We start from the raw sequence: 18127 nt of genomic DNA on the forward strand, positions 1-18127 counted from the left end.
GGGCCCCGGGTGAGGCCGCGTCGAACGATCCCCGGCCGGCCCGCGTACCGACGTAGCATGATTCTCATGGAGCAGCGCGAACTGGGCAGGACCGGACGTGGCGTATCGGTCGTCGGACAGGGCACATGGCAGCTCGGCGGGGACTGGGGCGAGGTGCGGGAGGCCGATGCCTTCGGCGTGCTCGACGCGGCCGTCGAGTCGGGCGTCACCTTCTTCGATACCGCGGATGTGTACGGGGACGGCCGCAGTGAACAGCTCATCGGCCGCTATCTGAAGGAACGTCCGGACGCGCGGGTCCTCGCCGCGACGAAGATGGGCCGGCGCGCCGAGCAGGTGCCGGAGAACTACGTCCTGGACAACTTCCGCGCCTGGAACGACCGCTCGCGGTCCAACCTCGGCGTCGACACCCTCGACCTCGTGCAACTGCACTGCCCGCCCACCGCCGTCTACTCCTCGGACGCGGTCTACGACGCCCTCGACACGCTGGTCGCCGAGAAGCGGATCGCCGCCTACGGGGTGAGTGTCGAGACGTGCGCCGAGGCGCTGACGGCCATCGCCCGCCCCGGTGTCGCGAGCGTCCAGATCATCCTCAACCCGTTCCGCCTCAAGCCGCTGGACGAGGTGCTTCCGGCCGCGCGTGCCGCCGGTGTCGGCATCGTCGCGCGCGTGCCGCTCGCCTCCGGGCTGCTCTCCGGCAAGTACACCGAGGACACCGTCTTCGCCCCGGAGGACCACCGCACGTACAACCGGCACGGGGAGGCGTTCGACCAGGGCGAGACCTTCTCCGGTATCGAGTACACGACCGGGGTGGCCGCGGCGGCCGAATTCGCCGCACTCGCTTCTCAGGGGGCGACTCCGGCGCAGACCGCACTGCGCTGGATCATCCAGCAGCCGGGCGTCACCAGTGTGATCCCCGGTGCGCGTTCGGTGGAGCAGGCCCGCGCCAACGCGTCCGCGGCCGCGTCGGCGCCGCTGCCGCAGCAGACGCTCGACGCGGTACGTGACCTCTACGACCGCAGGATCCGCGCGGCGGTTCACGGCCGCTGGTAACGGACGGGGCTACCGGCCCTCTTCGGGCGCCGGTGACTCCGCACCGCTCGTCGAGGTGAGGTCGTCCGGGGTGGTGGCAGAACTGGAATCGGGGGAGAACAGGCTCATCCCCAGGTACACGGCGGCGAGGAAGGCGACCGTGCCCGCGATGGCGCTGGCCACTCTCGGGCGGCGTCTTATCGCCTCGCGGGTGGTACGCCGCCGGGCGTTCCTGGACCGGCCCGCCGCGCGCCGTCCGTGACCGCCGGCCGCCTGGGGCAGCCGGTAGGTCGTCGGAGCCCCGGAGTCCTCACCGGGCCCGGAGCGGTGCGGGGCCGGTGAGGGCGGCGGCGCGTAGGGCGCGGCCGGTGCGCGCGGGGGAGCGGGCCGGTGCATCGGCAGCGGCTCCGCCTGCCCCCGCCAGGCCTCGCTGTTGAACCAGTCGGCGACCTGCTGGGCCGTCGGCCGGTCCTCGGGCTGCTTCGCGAGCAGTCCCAGCAGGTACGAGTCGAAGGCGGCGGACATCTCGACCCCGCGCCGGCGCAGTGGCACGGGAGGTGTGTCCACGTGCTGGTAGAGGGTGGCGGTCGGGGTGTCCGAGCGGAACGGCGGCTGACCGAGCAGCAGTTGGTAGATCACGCAGCCGAGGGAGTACATGTCGGACGCGGCGTCGGCCGTACGGCCCAGGGCCCGCTCCGGTGCGAGGTACAGGCTCGTGCCGACGATGTGGCCCGTGGTGGTGAGCGCGGCGGAGGGATCGTCGACGAACTGGGCGATGCCGAAGTCACCGATCTTGACGGCGCCCTCCGCGTCCAGCATCAGGTTTCCGGGCTTGATGTCCCGGTGGACTATGCCCTGCCGGTGGGCCGCGGCCAGCCCGGCGGCGGCCTGGCCCGCGATGCGGGCGACCTGTTCCGGGTCCAGCCGTTCCTGAGCCAGCAGCAGATCGGCGAGGCTCCTGCCCTCGACGAGCTCCATCACGAGGAAGAGCCGGTCCTCCCAGGACCCGAAGTCGAACACCGCCACCAGATGCGGATGGCTCAGCCGGGCGGCGGTCTGGGCCTCCAGCCGGAAGCGAGCGGTGGCCGACTCGTCGGCGTGCTCCCCCAGCAGCAGCTTCACGGCGACGGCCCTGCCGAGGACCTCGTCCGTGGCGCGCCAGACCTCGCCCATCCCGCCACGACCGATGGCGGATATCAATCGGTACCGACCAGCAACCAGCACCTGCGCACACCTATCCAATGTCTCGGGCCGAGGACCGCTTCGACTGCCGCGGCTGCGACCTCATCGGGAACAGACGGGGTGGGGGACACGCAGCAAGATCAGGATATCCGGCGCGCGGCCTCCGGACGACCGTCGGCCGGCGTCGGAGCGGATCAGGGCAGCAGCCATGCGCAAGCGGCCTGCGCGCTGAACTCGCCCTGGCCGCCGGGGAAGAGCAGATCCGCCGCCGCGAACGCCGGATCGCCGGCCGTCGCCGGGACGTAGGGGACCGCGATGCAGCGCATGCCCGCCGCCCGAGCCGCCGCGGCGCCCGGCGCGGCATCCTCCACCACCACACAGCCGGCCGGTGGGACGCCGAGGCGCCGGGCCGCCTCCAGGAAGACGTCCGGTGCCGGTTTCCCGTGCGCCACCTCCTCGGCGGACACGTACTCGGTGAGATACGCGCCGAGGCCGGTGCCCTTCAGCACGGTCTCTATCGCGGCCCGTGGCGAGCCCGACGCCACCGCCATGGCGACGCCGCGCGCGTGCAGCATCTCCACGAACTCCCGCATCTCGGGGAAGGCCTCGGTCGAGGTGCGCGCCAGCTCCAGATAGATGGCGTCCTGACCCGTCAGCAGCTCGTCGACGGAGGCCGCGATGCCGTACTCGGTGCGCAGCACGGTCAGCGCCTCGCGGTTGCTGATTCCGAGAAACCGGGCGTTCTGCTCCCAGGTGAAGTCCGGTACTCCGTACCGCTCCAGCAGCAGCCGCGCCGACTCGTAGGCGTTCGGCTCGCTGTCCACCAGCGTGCCGTCCAGGTCGAAGAGGACCGAAGGGGGCTGTGCGCGTGATGAGTTCATGGCGGCCATGCTCTCAGCCGCTGATCACTCCGGGCCACCCGCCGCCGCCCGGCCCACCGATTCGACCAGGGGCAGCAGCCGGTGCGGCACCCGCTCGCGCAGGGCCACCTCGGTCCGGGTCCTGACCACGCCCGGCAGCTGGATCAGCTGCTGGATCACGTCTTCCAGATGGCCGTTGTCCCGGGCCACCACCCGGGTCAGCAGGTCGCCGCCACCCGTGGTCGAGAAGGCTTCGACGATCTCCGGCACGGCGGCGAGCGCCTCGCCCACATCGTCGAGATGCCCCTGCGTGACCTCCAGGTGCACAAAGGCGAGCACCGGGTGGCCGAGCGCGGCGGGCGAGAGGGACGGTCCGCTGCCGGTGATCACACCGTCCCGTTCCAGCCGGTCGATGCGGGCCTGGAGGGTGCCCCGGGCGATGGAGAGGATCCGTGCGTACTCGCGCACGGAGGTGTGCGGCTGTTCGATCAGCAGCCGCAGAATCCGGGTGTCGAGCGCGTCCACCGCCATGGTCCGCCGGCCTCCTCCTGGTACGTCGGTCGGGGCAGCGACTGTACCAATGGCGCACCGGCGGGCCGCCGTCCCGTACTGGCCCGGGGCGGCGGCGGGACGTCAGAACTGCACGTCGGAGCAGGCGTAGAAGGCGTTCCCGGTGTCGGAGATCGTCCAGACGCCGAGGATCAGGTGCTTGCCGGACTTCTGTGGCAGCACGCCCGAGTGGCTCACGGTCGAGCCGGGCAGCCGGCCGCCGAAGGGGACGGTGAGGAACGGCTGCGGGTCCAGGTCGGCCCGGGTGAGCGGCTTGGCCGGGTCGTAGCCGTCCTTGGTGATGTAGTAGCGGAAGTCGGTCGTGGCGTGCCGGGCCTCGATCCGCCAGTTGAACGTGTAGTTCTGACCGGCGGTGACCTGGGTGGCGGGCCAGGCGCCGCCCCGCGGGTCGTCGAGTTCGGAGAACCGGCCGATGCCGCCCGAGCAGATGTGGCCGTCGGCCGGTCCGCGGGTGGGGAAGCCCTTGGGGCCCTCGACGCTCGGGGGCTCCCACTGGATCTGCCCGCAGTGCTTGACGGTGCCGATCCCGCAGAGCTGCTGGCGGCTGATGGGGGAGTCGGTGTAGCCGTGGCTCTGGGCGCTGCCGGAGGTGGCGAACAGTGCCGCACCGGCCAGGCCGAGCCCGGCCAGTAAGGAGGTGATCCTTCTGCGCATACGTAGCTCCTGGAGATGTGGGGTGATGTCCGGAGAGTTCTGCGGTCTAGACCAAGGGTGAGCGTAGTCATGTCAACCAGGCGTGTCCATACCGTCCTGAGCGGGCTGCTGCGGGGTCCCGCCGAGGGGTGGTCCGTGGAGGCCCCATGTGCGGTGGGCGCGACATCGGGTGGTCCGTTGGTCGGCTAGTGGTGTCTCGAAGGAGCGATATGGCGAGCCAATGGCTCAGCGTCTGGAGCTCAATTTGAGCCAACAGGCCGATGGATGCTCTGATGTACCTGTCGATGGCGCTGCGGACCTCCGCGGCGCCTTTTTCATGCCGGAACACCGAGCCGGCGGCAGAGGCGGGGAGCATTCGTGCTGAAGAGAGCGTTCGTGGCCCGGGACCCGGGGCGGCTGCGGCTGCGCAGCGCCGTCCGGGCCGTCCTCGGCATCGGCCTCGCGGTGGCCGTGTGCGGACTCGCCGGCCACTCGCTCGTCGCCGCCGTCACCGGTGGCCTGGCCGCGCTGCTCGCCCTGTTCACGGTCACCGACACCACGGTCCGCGGCCAGGCCGTCACCACCGCACTGCTGCCCGCCGTCGGCTTTCCGGTGCTCGCGCTCGCCGCCGTGCTGCACGGCCAACCGGTGGCGCGCGGCGCGGCCTTCCTCGCCGTCATGGGGGCGGGCGTGTACGCCCGGCGGTGGGGGCCGCGCGGACACGCACTCGGTGTGTTCGCGTTCATGGCCTTCTTCACCTCGCAGTTCCTCCACACGTTGCCCGGACAACTGCCCGAGCTGTACTCGGCGGTCGCCCTCTCGCTGCTCGCCTCCTCGGCCGTCCGCTTCGGGCTCTGGTGCTACGAACGCCGGCTGACCCCGGCCGCCGTGCCCGCGCCGGTCAGCGGCACCGGTCTGGCGAGGATCACCACCCGCCAGGCGATCCAGGCGGCCGCCGGCGGAACCGTCGCGCTCATGGCGGGGCAGCTCCTCTCCGACCAGCGCTGGTACTGGGCCGTGGGGGCGACCTGGTGGGTCTTCGTGAACACCGCCTCGCGCGGCGAAACCCTGGTACGCGGCTTCCGCCGGGTCCTGGGGACGCTGATCGGCATCCCCGTCGGCCTGTGCGTCGTCGTGCCGCTGCACGGGGCTCCGGTGCCCACCGCCCTCCTGGTGGCGGTCGGGGTGTTCGGGATCTTCTACACCGCCGCGGTCTCGTACACCTGGATGATGTTCTCCGTGACGGTGATGGCCGGGGCGCTCTACGGGGCGCTCGGAGTGCTCGACCCGGCCCTGCTGGCCCTGCGGCTCGGTGAGACGGCCGTCGGTGCGCTCGGCGCGGTGCTCGCGGTGCTGCTCGTGCTGCCGGTCACCACGCATGCCACCACCGACGCCTGGATCCAGCGGGCCCTGCGCTGCGTGCACGCCTGCACCGAGGAGGCCGCCGCCCGGCTCTCCGGTTCGGCGACGGCCGACCCGGCGCCGCGGGTCGCCGAGCTGGAGGCGCTCCTGGGGCGCGTCCGGCTGTCGCTCGCCCCGCTGGTGCACCCGCTGAGTCCGTTGCGCGCCCGCAGGGCGAGGGCCGCACACGTGCTCGCCCTGCTGGACGAGTGCGCCCGGGAAGTACGTGGACTGGCCTCCGTGGCGGCCGACCCGGAAGCCTCTCACGACGCCCGGCTCGCCGCTGCCTGCTGGCGCGTCGAGAGCGCGGTGGAAGCGCTGACCGCCCCCGAGCGGCCGGCCCGCACCCCGATCGCCGTCGGTCTTCCGGCGCACGCCGCCCCGGCGGAACCCGCCCTCGCCCACCTGCACGGCCTGGAACGCGCGCTCGCCGAACTGGCCACGCCCCTGCACAGCCCGCCACGGTCGCCGCTCGTCGCAGCCTGACCCCGTACCCTTTGGTCCAGACCACCTGGGCGCACTGCTACCGTCGCCGCGGAAGATCGCGACGGTCGCCACTGTCGTGATCAGTCGGCGGAGAAAGGCAGTGCGGTGGACAGCAGAAACGGTGCCGGACGGGCATTCATCGGGTCGTTCACCTCGGCGGGCGGGCGGGGAGTCACCGCCGCCGCCGTGGACCAGGAGACCGGGGCGCTCACCGTCCTCGGCGCGACGGATGCCGTTCCGGATCCCTCGTACCTGGTACTGGGCCGGGGCAGGGGCCCCGGCGGCACGGTCCTGTACGCGGTCAGCGAGACCGAGCAGGGCGCGGCCGCGGCTTTTGACATCACCCACGACGTTCCGCGGCCGATCGGCGCCGCCCAGCCGGTGGACGGCGCCGGCCCCACGCACCTGGCACTCGCGGGCGGCCGGCTGGTCACCGCCAACTACGGTTCCGGCAGCGTCACCGTGCTGCCCGTACTCGCGGACGGCTCACTCGGCGCCGCGGCCGGCGTGCTCCGGCACGAGGGGAGCGGGCCGGACACCGGCCGCCAGGAGGGCCCGCACGCCCACCAGGTCCTCCCCGACCCCTCGGGTAACTGGGTGCTCAGCGTCGACCTCGGAACAGATTCGGTACGGATCTGCGCGCTCGACCCGCACACCGGGGTGCTGCGCCTGCACGGTGAGACCGCGCTGCGGCCCGGCACCGGACCGCGCCATCTCGCGTTCCACCCCGGGGGCGCTCACGCCTATGTGCTGAACGAGCTCGAACCCACGGTCACGGTGTGCCGCTGGGACGCCGCCGCCGGGGTCCTCGAACCGCTCGGCGAGACGTCCGTACTGCCCGGCGAGGCGACCGGGGACAGCGCCGGGGCGAGCTACCCGTCCGAGGTCGTCGTCGCGCACGACGGCCGTTTCCTGTGGGTGGCCAACCGAGGGCACGACAGCATTTCCGTGCTCGGTCTCGACGCCACGGGCGAGAAGGTTTCCCTGGTCACCACGGTGAGCTGCGGCGGGCACTGGCCGCGCGACCTCGCCCTCGACCCCACCGGACGACGGCTGTACGCGGCCAATGAGCGGTCCGGGAACGTCGCCTGGTTCACCGTGGACCCGGAGACCGGGATTCCGGGACAGGGAGGCTCCCTGGAGGCTCCTGCGGCCTCCTGCGTGATCTTCGCCTGAGGTCCGTGACCCGCGGGTGGCGGACCGACCGGGTCACCGCCCGCGTCCGCGTCACAGGGGCGGGGCCCGGGTCGCCCCCGGCCCCGCCCCTGTGACGCGGAACGCACCCTGCCGCCGGGCCACCCGGCGGAACGGATCAGTGGACCTGTGCCCCCTGCGCCACCGGGGGAGCGATGCCGAGCGCCGTGGTGTACATCGACATCACCAGCTTGCCGATCGCCGGGTAGGCGCCGAGCGGCTCGGCCGCCGCGCAGCCGGCCTCCTTGACGGCGGAGTCCAGCAGCCCCTCGGCCACCTCGGGACCCACCAGGTACGGGGCGACCGCCAGCTGGAGCGAGCCGGCGTCCTTCAGCTGCGCGGCGACCGACGCGACCGAACCCTCGACATCGAGTGCGGCGGCCATCACGGGCACCGCGAGCCGCGCGGCCAGCAGCATGCCGGTGATCCCGGCGGCCTGCACGGCCTCCTCGCCGCCCACCGTGGCCAGCACGATGCCGTCGGCGGCCGTGGCCACCGTGAACAGCCGCGCACGGTCCGCGCGGGCGAGACCGGCCTCGGAGAGGCGCACGTGCAGCGCCTCGGCGAGGAGCGGGTGCGGGCCGAGCACATCGGTCAGCTCGGCCGGTGCCTGGCTGTCCGTGATCGCTTGGCGTATCCGCCGCACAAGGGTGCTGTCCGGTCCCGCGAGCAGCGGCACCACGACGGCGGCCGGACCCTCGGGCGGAGCGACCTCACGGCCGGCGGCCGTCGCCTGCTCGAAGCGCGCGATGCGCTCGGCGGCGGAGTGTGCGAGCGCGGAGGCAAGAGTGGGGTACTCGGCATCGTCACCGTCGAGGTAACCGATCAGGGCGTTCAGACCGGGCAGCTCGGAGCGGGCAATGCTGATCACCTCTTCGGCCAGACTGCGGCTGGCCGAAGAGGGGGTACCGGGAACGGCGAGAACGAGCGCGGCAGCGCCCTCAGGTGCGACCACGGGCTCCGGGCGGCGGTGCCGTCCGGACTGGCGAGGTCGCGGCATTCGTACAGGCAGGCCGGAAGCGGGCCCAGTGGGGGTGCTCATGGCGCCGCATGCTACTGGTTTTGGGTACCCCACTGCGCGGGGAGGGTCCGGTCGAGCGTTGTCTGTCCGCATTTATCCGATGGGCGGCTTACCGGTCAACTGCCCTGCTCTGTCACCCCTCCGTCGCGCCGTTGATCCGGTCCGGACAACGGAATGCTGAGCAGCCTCGGATGGTGCGGCAGGAGCAGACCACCGGTGGCCAGCGCCTGCGCGATGCGCAGGGAGCCGATCAGGGGATCACCCGAACCGGGGACCGCCCGTGCCTGCGGCAGCTGTCGGGCCAGCTCCTCGCGCAGCGGTACGAGCAACGGGTCGCCCATCCGGAACAAGCCACCCGTCAGCGCCACTTCGCATTCCTCGTCGTCCGCCCCGGCCTTCGGGCACACGGCGGCGGCCGCCTCCGCGATGTGTCCGGCGGCGTCGCGGAGAATGCCTTCGGCGACGGGGTCGTGCGCCGCGCAGGCGGCCACCTCGGGAGCGAACGAGGCCAGGACCGCGGGCCGGTCGGTACGCGGATAGAGCAGGCCCGGCAGTTCTGGCGCCGGGCCGAACACCGCCTCCAGCCGGGCCAGCAGCGCCGGTGACCCGCCGCGCCGCCCGTCGTGGGCGCGCATCGCCGCATCGAGACCGGCCCGGCCGATCCAGGCACCGCCACCGCTGTCGCCCAGCAGATGACCCCAGCCGTCGGCCCGCCGCCACTGCGTCAGATCCGTGCCGAGGGCGATCAATCCGGTGCCGCCCGCGACGACCGCGCCGGGCCGCTGCCCGACCGCTCCGGCGTACGCGGTCACAGCGTCGGCGGCGAGCGCCAGCCGTCGCACACCGAGCGCGTCCGCCAGGGCGACGGGCAGCTCGGCCCGCAGCTGGTCGCCGAGGGTGGCCATACCGGCCGCTCCGATCGCCGCGGCGGCGATCCGGCTTCCGCCGCCGTGCCGGGCCAGCAGCTCCCGGACGGTGGGCAGCAGCTGTTCCAGCAGATGGGCGGCGTCGATACCGGCGGGCCCGGTCCGCACCGGTCCGGCGCAGGCCGCCGTGGCCAGGGGGGCGTCCGAGCCCGCGGTGCCCAGAGCCACCCGCAGCCCGGAACCACCCGAGTCCACCCCGAGGACGTACTCCCCGGCGTCACCCCGTTGTCCGGGGCCGCCGGCCGCAGCCGTCACGGCAGCCGCCGGTCGACCGGCTCGGCGCCCCGGCGCTCCAGCAGCTCATTGGTCCGGCTGACCGGCCGTGAACCGAAGAACCCGCGGTCCGCCGACACGGGGGAGGGGTGCGAGGACTCGATCGCCGGGAAATCCCCCAGCGACGGACCCAGATTGCGGTCGCCGAGCAGCAGTACGCCCTGCTCGGCCCACGGCGTCAGATCGCCGTTGGAGGGACGCGGAAGCCCCAGGTCCAGGTGGAGCTCATGGAAGATGTTCTCCAGGCTGCCGGGCGCCGGGCGGAAGCCGGGTGCCACGGAGGAGCTCAGCCCCACCGCGTGTGCGGGAGTTCCGAGATGTGGGCATTCGGGACGAGAGGTCGGCCTGGCGTGATGACGGTGAGTGAGTGGCTTGATCACTGGACGCAACGTGCCCCCTCGTTCCTGCTGAGTGGCTGCGAGCTCTACTCGAATGGCTTGATGATCTCGATGACGAAGGGTAGCGCCTTGGAGGTGGCTGCCCTGCAAGGGGGCTTCTCCGGTACGTGGTTGAGTAAGCTGACCAGTCATGGCACCACGACCCTTGAACGAGCTTGTCGAACCCGGATGGGCGAAGGCTCTCGAACCCGTAGCCGAACGTGTCGGCGCTATGGGTAACTTCCTCCGCGCCGAGATCGCGGCCGGCCGAACGTATCTGCCGGCCGGCCCGAACGTGCTCCGCGCGTTCCAGCAGCCCTTCGATGATGTCCGAGTCTTGATCGTCGGACAGGATCCATACCCCACCCCGGGAATGCCCATCGGACTCAGCTTCGCCGTGGCCCCCGAGGTGCGAAACGTCCCGGGCAGTCTGGAGAACATATTCCTCGAGATGTGTCGCGACGTCGGTACGCCAAGGCCCTCCAACGGTGATCTGACGCCCTGGACGCAGCAAGGTGTTCTCCTCTTGAACAGAGTTCTTACGACGGCGCCCCGCCAGCCAGGGGCGCACCGGGGCAAAGGCTGGGAGGCGGTGACGGAGCAGGCGATTCACGCCCTCGCGGCGCGGGACAAGCCGCTCGTGTCGATCCTCTGGGGCAACGACGCCCGCAGCCTGCGCTCACACCTCGGCCGGTACCCGGTCGTCGAGTCGGCGCATCCCTCGCCTCGATCGGCGGACCGCGGGTTCTTCGGCTCACGGCCTTTCAGCAGGGCGAACGATCTGCTCACGCAACAGGGGGCCCAGCCGGTCGACTGGCAACTTCCGTAACGGCTGTTCATCCCGTCCTTCCCCTATGGGGTGCCCCTGCACCCCATACCCCACCATTGGGGTAGAAGACGGCGAGCACAGACGCAGACGCCTCTCAACGGATCCAAGACGGAGACATGTCGAGCGTTGCGGGTAGGGACATTGGCTCCGGGCTCCCTGCGTGGATGCGTCTTTCAGTGTCTTTCAGCGGCGTGGGCACCGTTGCACTCCGGTTCCCCCTGTCAAGCACGTGTAGCAAGGATGCGGAGGGGGAGACATGAAGACGAGTGTGCAGGGGTCAAGTTTCTCGCGACCGAGTACGTTGTCGGCGGTCGAGTCCGGTGATCGTCTCGGCTAGGCATTGCTCCTGATTCTCGGGCCGCGTCCGGATGGACGTCGGTCACGGGAGGAGCTTGATGGCACTCTGCCAGTTCAGTTCGAGGGGCTGCTGGATGGCGATGTGCAGGAATCCCATGGCCTCCAGTTCGCGGGCGCGCCGCAATGTTCCGACGTCCAGCGGGCGTCGCGATCAGCCGGCCCTTCCGCCGGCCGGGCATCGCCGCCCGGGCCCGCCGAGGCGCCGCGGCACCTCCATCCTGAGGAGGAAGCCGTTGCCGCGCGTGGCAACGGAATGGAGGGACGTGAAAATGGGTCCGCTTGCGGTGCTGTTCGACATCGATGAAACGTTGGTCCACACCGGCGGTTCGGGGGCTCGCAGCTGGGCGTGGGCGTTCGAGCAACTGCACGGTGTGGCGGCCGATATCGGTCAGCACACCTCGGCTGGTGAGACCGATCCGCAGGTCGGCCGGAAGACATTCCGCGGGGTGCTCGGCAGGGACGCCAGCGCTGACGAGATGGACCGGTTGTTCGCCGCCTACCTCTCGCACCTGGCGGACGACGTCTGGCGGTCCGATGGATACCGGGTCCTGGACGGTGCCGAGGAGGTGCTGCGCCGGATCGCGGACGCCGGGGTCATCCTGGGGCTGACGTCGGGGGCCATGTAGGGCGCGGCCAGGACGAAGTTGGAACCGGGCAAGCTCGGCCGCTACTTCCTGTTCGGCGCCCATGGCTCGGATTCCCCGGACCGGGGCGAGGTGACCAGGACGGCCGTCGCAAAGGCTGCCCGGCTGCATGGACGGGCTCTCGGCCGGGACGAGGTGTACGTAGTGGGCGACACGCCGCTGGACATTGAGGCGGCGCATGCGGCGAACGCGACGGCGATCGGGGTCGCAAGCGGCCATTACGGTGCGAAAGAGCTGCACGCCGCGAAGGCCGACCACGTGCTCCATTCCCTGGCGGACCCGTTCCCGGGCCTGTGACCGGGGGTTGCGGCCGCTGTCATGGAGTGGTGTCCCGCTCCGGGCTCTCCGGGTGGGAACCGGCGGCATTCGACCGCAGCAATGTCTCGATCGTCGTGAGCCGCTCCTCCAGTCTGTCGATGTCACCACGGCTCGCCTGTGTCTTGGACGGTTTGAGCACGATGACCAGATGGCCATCCGGTTCCAGGCTCCCTAGGGCGACATCGTCGACCGTCTCGCCATTCTGCAGCCGCACAGCGTGTTCGAGCTCCGACGGGCGTAGTGCCAGGCGCTTGGACGCGCTCTTGGAGATCGAGCCGTCCTTGATGACGGTCGTCGAGGCGCCCTCCGCGATGAGAGCCACGCGCGAGTCAGCCGCCAGCCAGCGGTTCAGCAGGGCATTCAAGGCGACCAGCGTGACGGCGCCGATCACACCGCCCAGCAGGCTGTTATCACTTCCGATGATGGCGTTCTGCACGACATTGGCGAGGAGGAAGATCACGACGAAGTCGAACGTGTTCAGATTGGCCAGGCCGCGTTTGCCGCTGAAGCGGAAGAGAGCCACGATGATCACGTAGACGAGGACAGTGCGCAGCACCTTTTCCGCGATCGGGACTTGAACCACAAACATGTCATGCCACATGGAGACTCCTCGGCGACGCGGATACTGCGACCGCAACGGGTGACCCATCGTGCCTTGTCCGGGCGGCGATCCGTTGTCTCTACGGCACCTGTCGATGTGGCGGATGTGGCGGATGCGTATGGACGTCGTCGAGGAGACGACACACAGGGGGCCGACCGGCCGGACAGCGCATGACCACGAGGACCGGCGGGGGCGGCCCGCGGGGAACCGCTCGCCTTCGCATATGCGCCGTGCGCAGGATCGGCCGGCGGCCGATGACATCGCGACGGGTGGGCCTCCCTGTAGCCCATCGGAATGACCCGGGGCCGAACGAGGCGCGGCCCCGTCCTCCGGGAGTGCCGGTCCGGCCTAGCGTGAGGGGCTCACTCCCGCGCGACCCGATGGAGCACCCTGTGACCGCGCCTGCCCTTACCGACCTGACCGGAACGTATCTGCTCGACCCCGCGCACACCCGGATCGGCTTCGTAGCCCGGCACGCCATGATCACCAAGGTGCGTGGATCGTTCCACGAGTTCGAGGGCACACTTCACCTCGACGGGTCCGACCCGGCCAAGTCGAGAGCGTCGGTCTCCATCCAGGCCGACAGCATCGACACCGGTAACGGCGACCGCGATGGCCACCTGCGTACGAACGACTTCCTGGACGCCCCCAATCATCCCAAGATCACCTTCACCTCCACCAAGGCCGAGCAGGTGGACGACACGCACTTCCGGCTGACCGGAGACCTGGAGATCAAGGGCACCAGTAAGCCGATCAGTATCGACTTCGAATTCACCGGCGCTGCCCAGGACCCTTTCGGCAACCAGCGGGTGGGCTTCGAGGGCGGCATCACCGTCAGCCGCAAGGAGTACGGCCTGACATGGAACGCCGCTCTTGAAGGCGGCGGTGTCCTGGTAGGGGACAAGGTGGTACTGGAGTTCGATGTTTCCGCGATCAAGCAGGTCTGACGGTACGGACTACGGCGAGGCTTCGAGGGTGTCCCGGCCGGCTTGGCCGCAGAGGGGGGTAGACCCTGGACGTCGGCATGCTGGAGCCCCGTCGGTTACTGATCCTTCCTCATTGACCACGCCGGGCCGCGATCGTCGCAGTGGCCACAGCCATCTGGACGAGCCGCCCCATCGCCGTCCCGAGGCCCTGCTGATGGTCGCCTCGCGGGCCCGGGGTGGAGCCTGCTGCCCGGTGGCTCTTCGTCGGAGCGGCCGCCGCCGCGCCACTGACGCCGGCCGCCAGGTGCGCCGGCCCGCTCATCGAACGGCTCAGCGACGCCAGGCTGCGCTCCCTCCTCATGGCCCGCAGACGAACGGCCCTGCCTCGATCGAATCCCGAGGCAGGCGGTGCGCTCCCGGCTGTGATTTCTTTCGCCCAAAGGATGGCTCGTCGATGCGGTGCAGGGAGCCAGGGACTGATGGACCTCTGTCAGAGATTCCCGCGGATGGTGTGCGGAAGATTCGCCTCTGGGCGCTTTTCACTCCACCTCAATTCCTTCGAGCAGAGCAGCATCGTCAGCGTGCTGCTCATCGGCGTCATGATCGGAGCCATGGGGGCGGGGCGGGCGGCGCGGCGGAGTACCGGCCCGGGGCCGTCATCTGGGCCCGTTCGGATTCCTGGCGATCGGCATCGTCTCCGGTCCGGGAGGCGGGGCCATCCGCGACCGGCAGCCGAGGCTCTCCCGGCGCAGGGGAACATGACCCATCAGAACCAAGCCCCATCCGTTGGGAGTTGGCAGGGCAATGGTGATCAACGAATCCATGGGCATGAAGGCCCACGCGGACGACGTCCTGGCCGGACTGGCGGGTATCCGTTCCGAGCTGGAGGATTTCTACAAGGACCTGCACGCCCATCCAGAGCTGGGCCACCGGGAACACCGGACCGCGGCCCGGGTGGCACAGTGCCTGACGGGCTGGGGCTACCAGGTACACAAGGGCGTCGGCGGCACCGGCGTGGTCGGCGTGCTGGCCAACGGCGACGGGCCGGTCGTCCTCCTGCGGGCTGACATGGATGCTCTGCCGATCCGAGAGGAAACCGGTCTACCGTATGCCAGCGCGGTTACCGCGGCAGGCGCGTCCGGTCGGGAAGTGCCCGTGGCACACGCCTGCGGCCACGATATGCACGTCACCTGCCTGCTGGGCGCGGCGCGGCTGATGTCGGGCTCCCCTGAAGCGTGGCAGGGCACACTCGTCACGTTGTTCCAGCCCGCGGAAGAACCGGGGGACGGCGCCGACCGCATGGTCGCCGACGGTCTCGCTGACCGTATCCCCCGCCCGGACCTCGCATTCGCCCAGCATGTACTGCCCTATCCCGCCGGGCTCCTGGGTACCCGCTCCGGATCTTTTCTCTCGGCGGCGGACAACTTGAAGATCACCGTCTACGGGAGGGGTGCCCACGGCTCCGCGCCCCAGGCCGCGATCGACCCTGTAGTCATGGCTTCGATGATCGTGGTCCGCCTCCAGACGATCATCTCCCGTGAGCTGGCTGCCACTCAGCCCGCAGTCCTGACTGTGGGTTCCGTTCACGCGGGTACGACCGGCAACGTGATCCCGGATTCGGCCGAGATTCAGCTCAACGTGCGCACCTACGACGAGGCCACCCGTAAAGACGTCCTGGCGGCTGTGCGGCGCATCGTCAAAGCCGAGTGCGACGCGTCCCGCGCGACCCGGGACCCGGACTACGAAGAGGGCGGCCGTTTCCCGCCGACCGTCAACGACGAGGCCATCACCGGCGAAGTCTCCGAAGCGTTCACCGCGTACTTCGGGGAGCGTGCCCACACCAGTGAACTGCAGAGCGCCAGCGAGGACTTCAGCCGGATCCCGGACGCATTCGGTATCCCGTACACCTACTGGGGCATCGGCTGCGTCGACCCCGAGACCTACCGGGCGGCCGAGCAGCGCGGCACAGTCGCCCAGGACATTCCGGTCAACCACAGCGCCCGCTTCGCACCGGTCCTCCAGCCCACCCTGGACACCGGCGTGCAGGCCCTGGTTGTCGCCTCCCTGACCCGCCTCGCCAACCCCGACGACGAAAGCTCCTGAAGCGGCGCACCCGGCGACGCCTCAGACGCCCGATCCCCAGGTATGGACGATGCTCCCGCCCTCACCTCAGGCGGTGGATCCACCGCAGCCCTGGTTGGACTGGCAGTCCGCCGTGACCGGGGGCATCCCCTATACAGGGAGACACTCAGCACGTTTGGAGGCGGAGATGGCTGAGGGGCTTCGGGAAAGGCTCATCGGTGCCTGGAATCTAGTGTCCTACCAGGAGATTCCGGTGGACGGGTCGGAGCCTTTCGAGCCGCTCGGCCACTCACCACGGGGCATCATCATGTACACCCCCGACGGGTACATGTCCGCGCAGCTCGCCAAGCCCGACCGCCCGGGGTTTGCCTCCGGTGACTGGTTCGCCGGCACTCCGCAGGAGTACGAGGACGAGGCATCCTCCTACATCGCCTACACCGGGCCGTTCCACGTCGACGAGGACGCTCGGACGCTCTCCCACTCGATGTTCATCTCACTGTTTCCCGACTGGACCGGCCAGACGCAGCCGCGTGTGGTGAGCATCGAGGGCAATGTGCTGCACCTGGGCACGGCCTCCCCGATCCAGTCCGGCGGCAAGACCGTCAACTCGGCGCTGCGCTGGCGCCGGGCCGAGCCTCACGGTGGGGGCCGCTCATGAGTACGGGCCGGCGGGTGGTAGTAACGGCCGGAGCCGGCGGCATCGGACTGGTGATCGCCAAGACGTTCGCCGGTAACGGGGATCGCGTACACATCTGTGACGTCAACGAGGGGGCACTGGCGAAGATCGACGATGAGAACGAATCGATCACGACCACGGTCTGTGATGTCTCCGACCGGTCCTCGGTCGAGGCGTTCGTCCGGATCGCTGCGGACACCCTCGGCGGTATCGACGTACTCGTCAACAATGCCGGCATCTCCGGCCCCACGGCTTCGGTCGAGGAGATGGATCCCGATCAGTGGGACGCGGTCCTTGCGGTCAACCTCACCGGAACGTTTAACGTCACGCGACTGTCCATCCCGTTTCTGAGACAGTCCGGCTCCGGGTCATCATCAACATGTCTTCGGTGGGCGGACGCTTCGGCTACCCGAGCCGGAGTCCCTACGCCACCACCAAACGCGGACTCCTCGGGCTCACCGAGACACTGGCCCTGGAACTCGGAGAGGCCGGTATCCGCGTCAACGCGATCGCCCCCGGCGCGGTCGACGGCGAGCGCATCCAGCGGGTACTGCGAAACAGGGCAGAGACCACCGGACGCAGTCTGGAAGAGGTCACCGTCGACGCCCTGAGCATCCAGGCGCTGAAGCGCTTCGTCGACCCTGCGGACATCGCCGCGCCCGCTCTGTTCCTGGCATCGGACAGCGCCCGGTCGATCACCGGCCAGACCATTCCGATTGACGGCGGCTCCAAGTCCGCGCAGTGACCCCACAGCCAGAGACGCGGGCCTCGCCGCAGAGATCAGGGAGTGGTATGACGGACCAACCTCCGAGCCGGCACACCGAGCCGAGGGTCGCGGTAGTCACCGGCGCGGCCAGGGGCATCGGCCGGCAGGCAGCGCTCGCCCTCGCGCGCCAGGGCATCTGGATCGCGGGAATCGACATCGCCGGGCCGGTCAGCCCGATCCTGGACTATCCTCCCGCCACCGCCCACGATCTTGCACACACCGGCGACTTGGTGCGCCAGGCCGGCGGCAGGTGGCTCGCCGTCGAAGCGGACCAGCGCGACATCGACACGATCCGCGCCGTCGCCGACCAGATCGAGCACGAGTTCGGCGGCGTGGACATCGTCTTCGCCAATGCCGGAATTCAGGCGTTCAAGCCGCTCCTGGAGATGAACGACGCAGACTGGCATGATCAGATCGACGTAAATCTCAACGGCACCGCGAACATCCTGCGGATCTTTGCGCCCCGGCTGGTGCGCCGTGGCGCGGGGCGGATCATCGTCACCTCTTCGACCCAGGGCCAGCACGGCACGCTGAACGGATCCGCCTACTCGGCCTCCAAGTGGGCGCTGATCGGGCTGGTGAAGTCCGCCGCCATCGAGCTCGGCCCGTATGGAATCACCGTCAACGCCCTCATTCCCGGATTGATCGACACGCCTTTGACCAGGCATGAGGACCGCTACGCCCAAGCGATCAGCAACGCCGGGGGCCAACCGAACGGAGACCCCCACCAGGACGAGGCGACTGCCAAGCAGCTGCTCACGACCAAGAGCGCACTTGGGGTGCCGTGGATCGAACCGGCTGACGTCGCACCGGTCGTCGTGTTCCTCGCTTCGGAGGACGCACGGATGGTCAGCGGCGCCTCATTCGCCGTTACCGCAGGCGACAGCGCAACCATCACGGCCTGACACCCCCGAACCCGCATCGCAATGGTTGCGCCGAATCGCGTTGTACAGCCTGGTCTTTGACATCTGCGGCA

Annotated in this window: 18 protein-coding genes and 2 pseudogenes; 12 read left to right on the forward strand and 8 right to left on the reverse strand. The window is 70.1% G+C overall.

Going from position 1 to position 18127, the window contains the following annotated elements:
• Positions 1 to 57: 57 nt before the first annotated feature.
• On the forward strand, positions 58 to 1050 hold the full coding sequence (locus OG322_RS34615; RefSeq protein ID WP_329307415.1) for an aldo/keto reductase: 993 nt from the start codon (positions 58 to 60) through the stop codon (positions 1048 to 1050).
• Between the two features lie 9 nt (positions 1051 to 1059).
• On the opposite strand, the gene OG322_RS34620 is transcribed toward OG322_RS34615, so the two are convergent.
• The 4 genes from OG322_RS34620 to OG322_RS34635 all read right to left on the reverse strand — a co-directional run bounded on the left by OG322_RS34620 (position 1060) and on the right by OG322_RS34635 (position 4295).
• The gene (locus OG322_RS34620) at positions 1060 to 2202 is read right to left on the reverse strand and encodes a serine/threonine-protein kinase (RefSeq protein WP_241200492.1); all 1143 of its coding nucleotides are present in this window, start codon (positions 2200 to 2202) and stop codon (positions 1060 to 1062) included.
• 203 nt (positions 2203 to 2405) lie between these two features.
• The gene (locus tag OG322_RS34625; protein WP_123469586.1) at positions 2406 to 3092 is read right to left on the reverse strand and encodes an HAD family hydrolase; all 687 of its coding nucleotides are present in this window, start codon (positions 3090 to 3092) and stop codon (positions 2406 to 2408) included.
• Between the two features lie 24 nt (positions 3093 to 3116).
• The gene (locus OG322_RS34630; RefSeq protein WP_123467626.1) at positions 3117 to 3602 is read right to left on the reverse strand and encodes an Lrp/AsnC family transcriptional regulator; all 486 of its coding nucleotides are present in this window, start codon (positions 3600 to 3602) and stop codon (positions 3117 to 3119) included.
• Between the two features lie 102 nt (positions 3603 to 3704).
• Complete coding sequence (locus tag OG322_RS34635; protein ID WP_123467624.1) at positions 3705 to 4295, reverse strand: lytic polysaccharide monooxygenase auxiliary activity family 9 protein; 591 nt, start codon at positions 4293 to 4295, stop codon at positions 3705 to 3707.
• A gap of 357 nt (positions 4296 to 4652) precedes the next feature.
• Between OG322_RS34635 and OG322_RS34640 the strand changes: the two genes are divergently transcribed.
• A complete protein-coding gene (locus OG322_RS34640; RefSeq protein ID WP_329307416.1) occupies positions 4653 to 6161 on the forward strand; it encodes an FUSC family protein in 1509 nt (502 codons plus the stop codon).
• 105 nt (positions 6162 to 6266) lie between these two features.
• Complete coding sequence (locus OG322_RS34645; protein WP_123467620.1) at positions 6267 to 7337, forward strand: lactonase family protein; 1071 nt, start codon at positions 6267 to 6269, stop codon at positions 7335 to 7337.
• A 136-nt stretch (positions 7338 to 7473) separates the two neighbouring features.
• On the opposite strand, the gene OG322_RS34650 is transcribed toward OG322_RS34645, so the two are convergent.
• The 3 genes and pseudogenes from OG322_RS34650 to OG322_RS34660 form a co-directional block, all read right to left on the reverse strand.
• Positions 7474 to 8397: a sirohydrochlorin chelatase gene (locus tag OG322_RS34650; RefSeq protein ID WP_123467618.1), complete on the reverse strand. Its 924-nt coding sequence runs from the start codon at positions 8395 to 8397 to the stop codon at positions 7474 to 7476.
• Between the two features lie 95 nt (positions 8398 to 8492).
• On the reverse strand, positions 8493 to 9557 hold the full coding sequence (locus OG322_RS34655) for an N-acetylglucosamine kinase (RefSeq protein WP_260147316.1): 1065 nt from the start codon (positions 9555 to 9557) through the stop codon (positions 8493 to 8495).
• Positions 9554 to 9886, reverse strand: a pseudogene (locus tag OG322_RS34660) (uracil-DNA glycosylase); the annotation flags it as partial. The gene OG322_RS34655 and the pseudogene OG322_RS34660, both read right to left, overlap by 4 nt.
• A 217-nt stretch (positions 9887 to 10103) precedes the next feature.
• On the opposite strand from OG322_RS34660, the gene OG322_RS34665 reads away from it, so the two are divergent.
• From OG322_RS34665 to OG322_RS34675, 3 genes are all read left to right on the forward strand, one after another.
• Positions 10104 to 10781: a uracil-DNA glycosylase gene (locus tag OG322_RS34665; RefSeq protein ID WP_123467614.1), complete on the forward strand. Its 678-nt coding sequence runs from the start codon at positions 10104 to 10106 to the stop codon at positions 10779 to 10781.
• Between the two features lie 626 nt (positions 10782 to 11407).
• Complete coding sequence (locus OG322_RS34670) at positions 11408 to 11764, forward strand: HAD family hydrolase (RefSeq protein ID WP_206432484.1); 357 nt, start codon at positions 11408 to 11410, stop codon at positions 11762 to 11764.
• A gap of 18 nt (positions 11765 to 11782) precedes the next feature.
• Entirely contained in the window at positions 11783 to 12079 is a 297-nt protein-coding gene (locus tag OG322_RS34675) for an HAD hydrolase-like protein (RefSeq protein WP_206432485.1), read from the forward strand.
• Positions 12080 to 12098: 19 nt separating this feature from the next.
• Here OG322_RS34675 and OG322_RS34680 read toward each other — a convergent pair whose 3' ends face one another.
• A complete protein-coding gene (locus OG322_RS34680; RefSeq protein WP_123467612.1) occupies positions 12099 to 12701 on the reverse strand; it encodes a DUF421 domain-containing protein in 603 nt (200 codons plus the stop codon).
• Positions 12702 to 13081: 380 nt separating this feature from the next.
• Here OG322_RS34680 and OG322_RS34685 point away from each other — a divergent pair, with 380 nt between their 5' ends.
• The 6 genes and pseudogenes from OG322_RS34685 (at position 13082) to OG322_RS34705 (ending at position 18056) form a co-directional block, all read left to right on the forward strand.
• Positions 13082 to 13648: a YceI family protein gene (locus OG322_RS34685; RefSeq protein ID WP_123467610.1), complete on the forward strand. Its 567-nt coding sequence runs from the start codon at positions 13082 to 13084 to the stop codon at positions 13646 to 13648.
• 783 nt (positions 13649 to 14431) lie between these two features.
• Entirely contained in the window at positions 14432 to 15730 is a 1299-nt protein-coding gene (locus tag OG322_RS34690; protein WP_241200453.1) for an amidohydrolase, read from the forward strand.
• Positions 15731 to 15896: 166 nt separating this feature from the next.
• Positions 15897 to 16367, forward strand: coding sequence for a lipocalin-like domain-containing protein (locus tag OG322_RS34695; protein ID WP_123469582.1), 471 nt, complete (start codon positions 15897 to 15899; stop codon positions 16365 to 16367).
• Positions 16364 to 16693, forward strand: a pseudogene (locus OG322_RS41740) (SDR family NAD(P)-dependent oxidoreductase); the annotation flags it as partial. The gene OG322_RS34695 and the pseudogene OG322_RS41740, both read left to right, overlap by 4 nt.
• Before the next feature lie 80 nt (positions 16694 to 16773).
• Positions 16774 to 17130, forward strand: a complete 357-nt coding sequence (locus OG322_RS34700; RefSeq protein WP_329307417.1) for an SDR family oxidoreductase — start codon at positions 16774 to 16776, stop codon at positions 17128 to 17130.
• 47 nt (positions 17131 to 17177) lie between these two features.
• Complete coding sequence (locus OG322_RS34705; protein ID WP_266412735.1) at positions 17178 to 18056, forward strand: SDR family NAD(P)-dependent oxidoreductase; 879 nt, start codon at positions 17178 to 17180, stop codon at positions 18054 to 18056.
• Positions 18057 to 18127 lie beyond the last annotated feature (71 nt).

The organism is Streptomyces sp. NBC_01260, assembly GCF_036226405.1.
GTDB lineage: Bacteria > Actinomycetota > Actinomycetes > Streptomycetales > Streptomycetaceae > Streptomyces > Streptomyces laculatispora.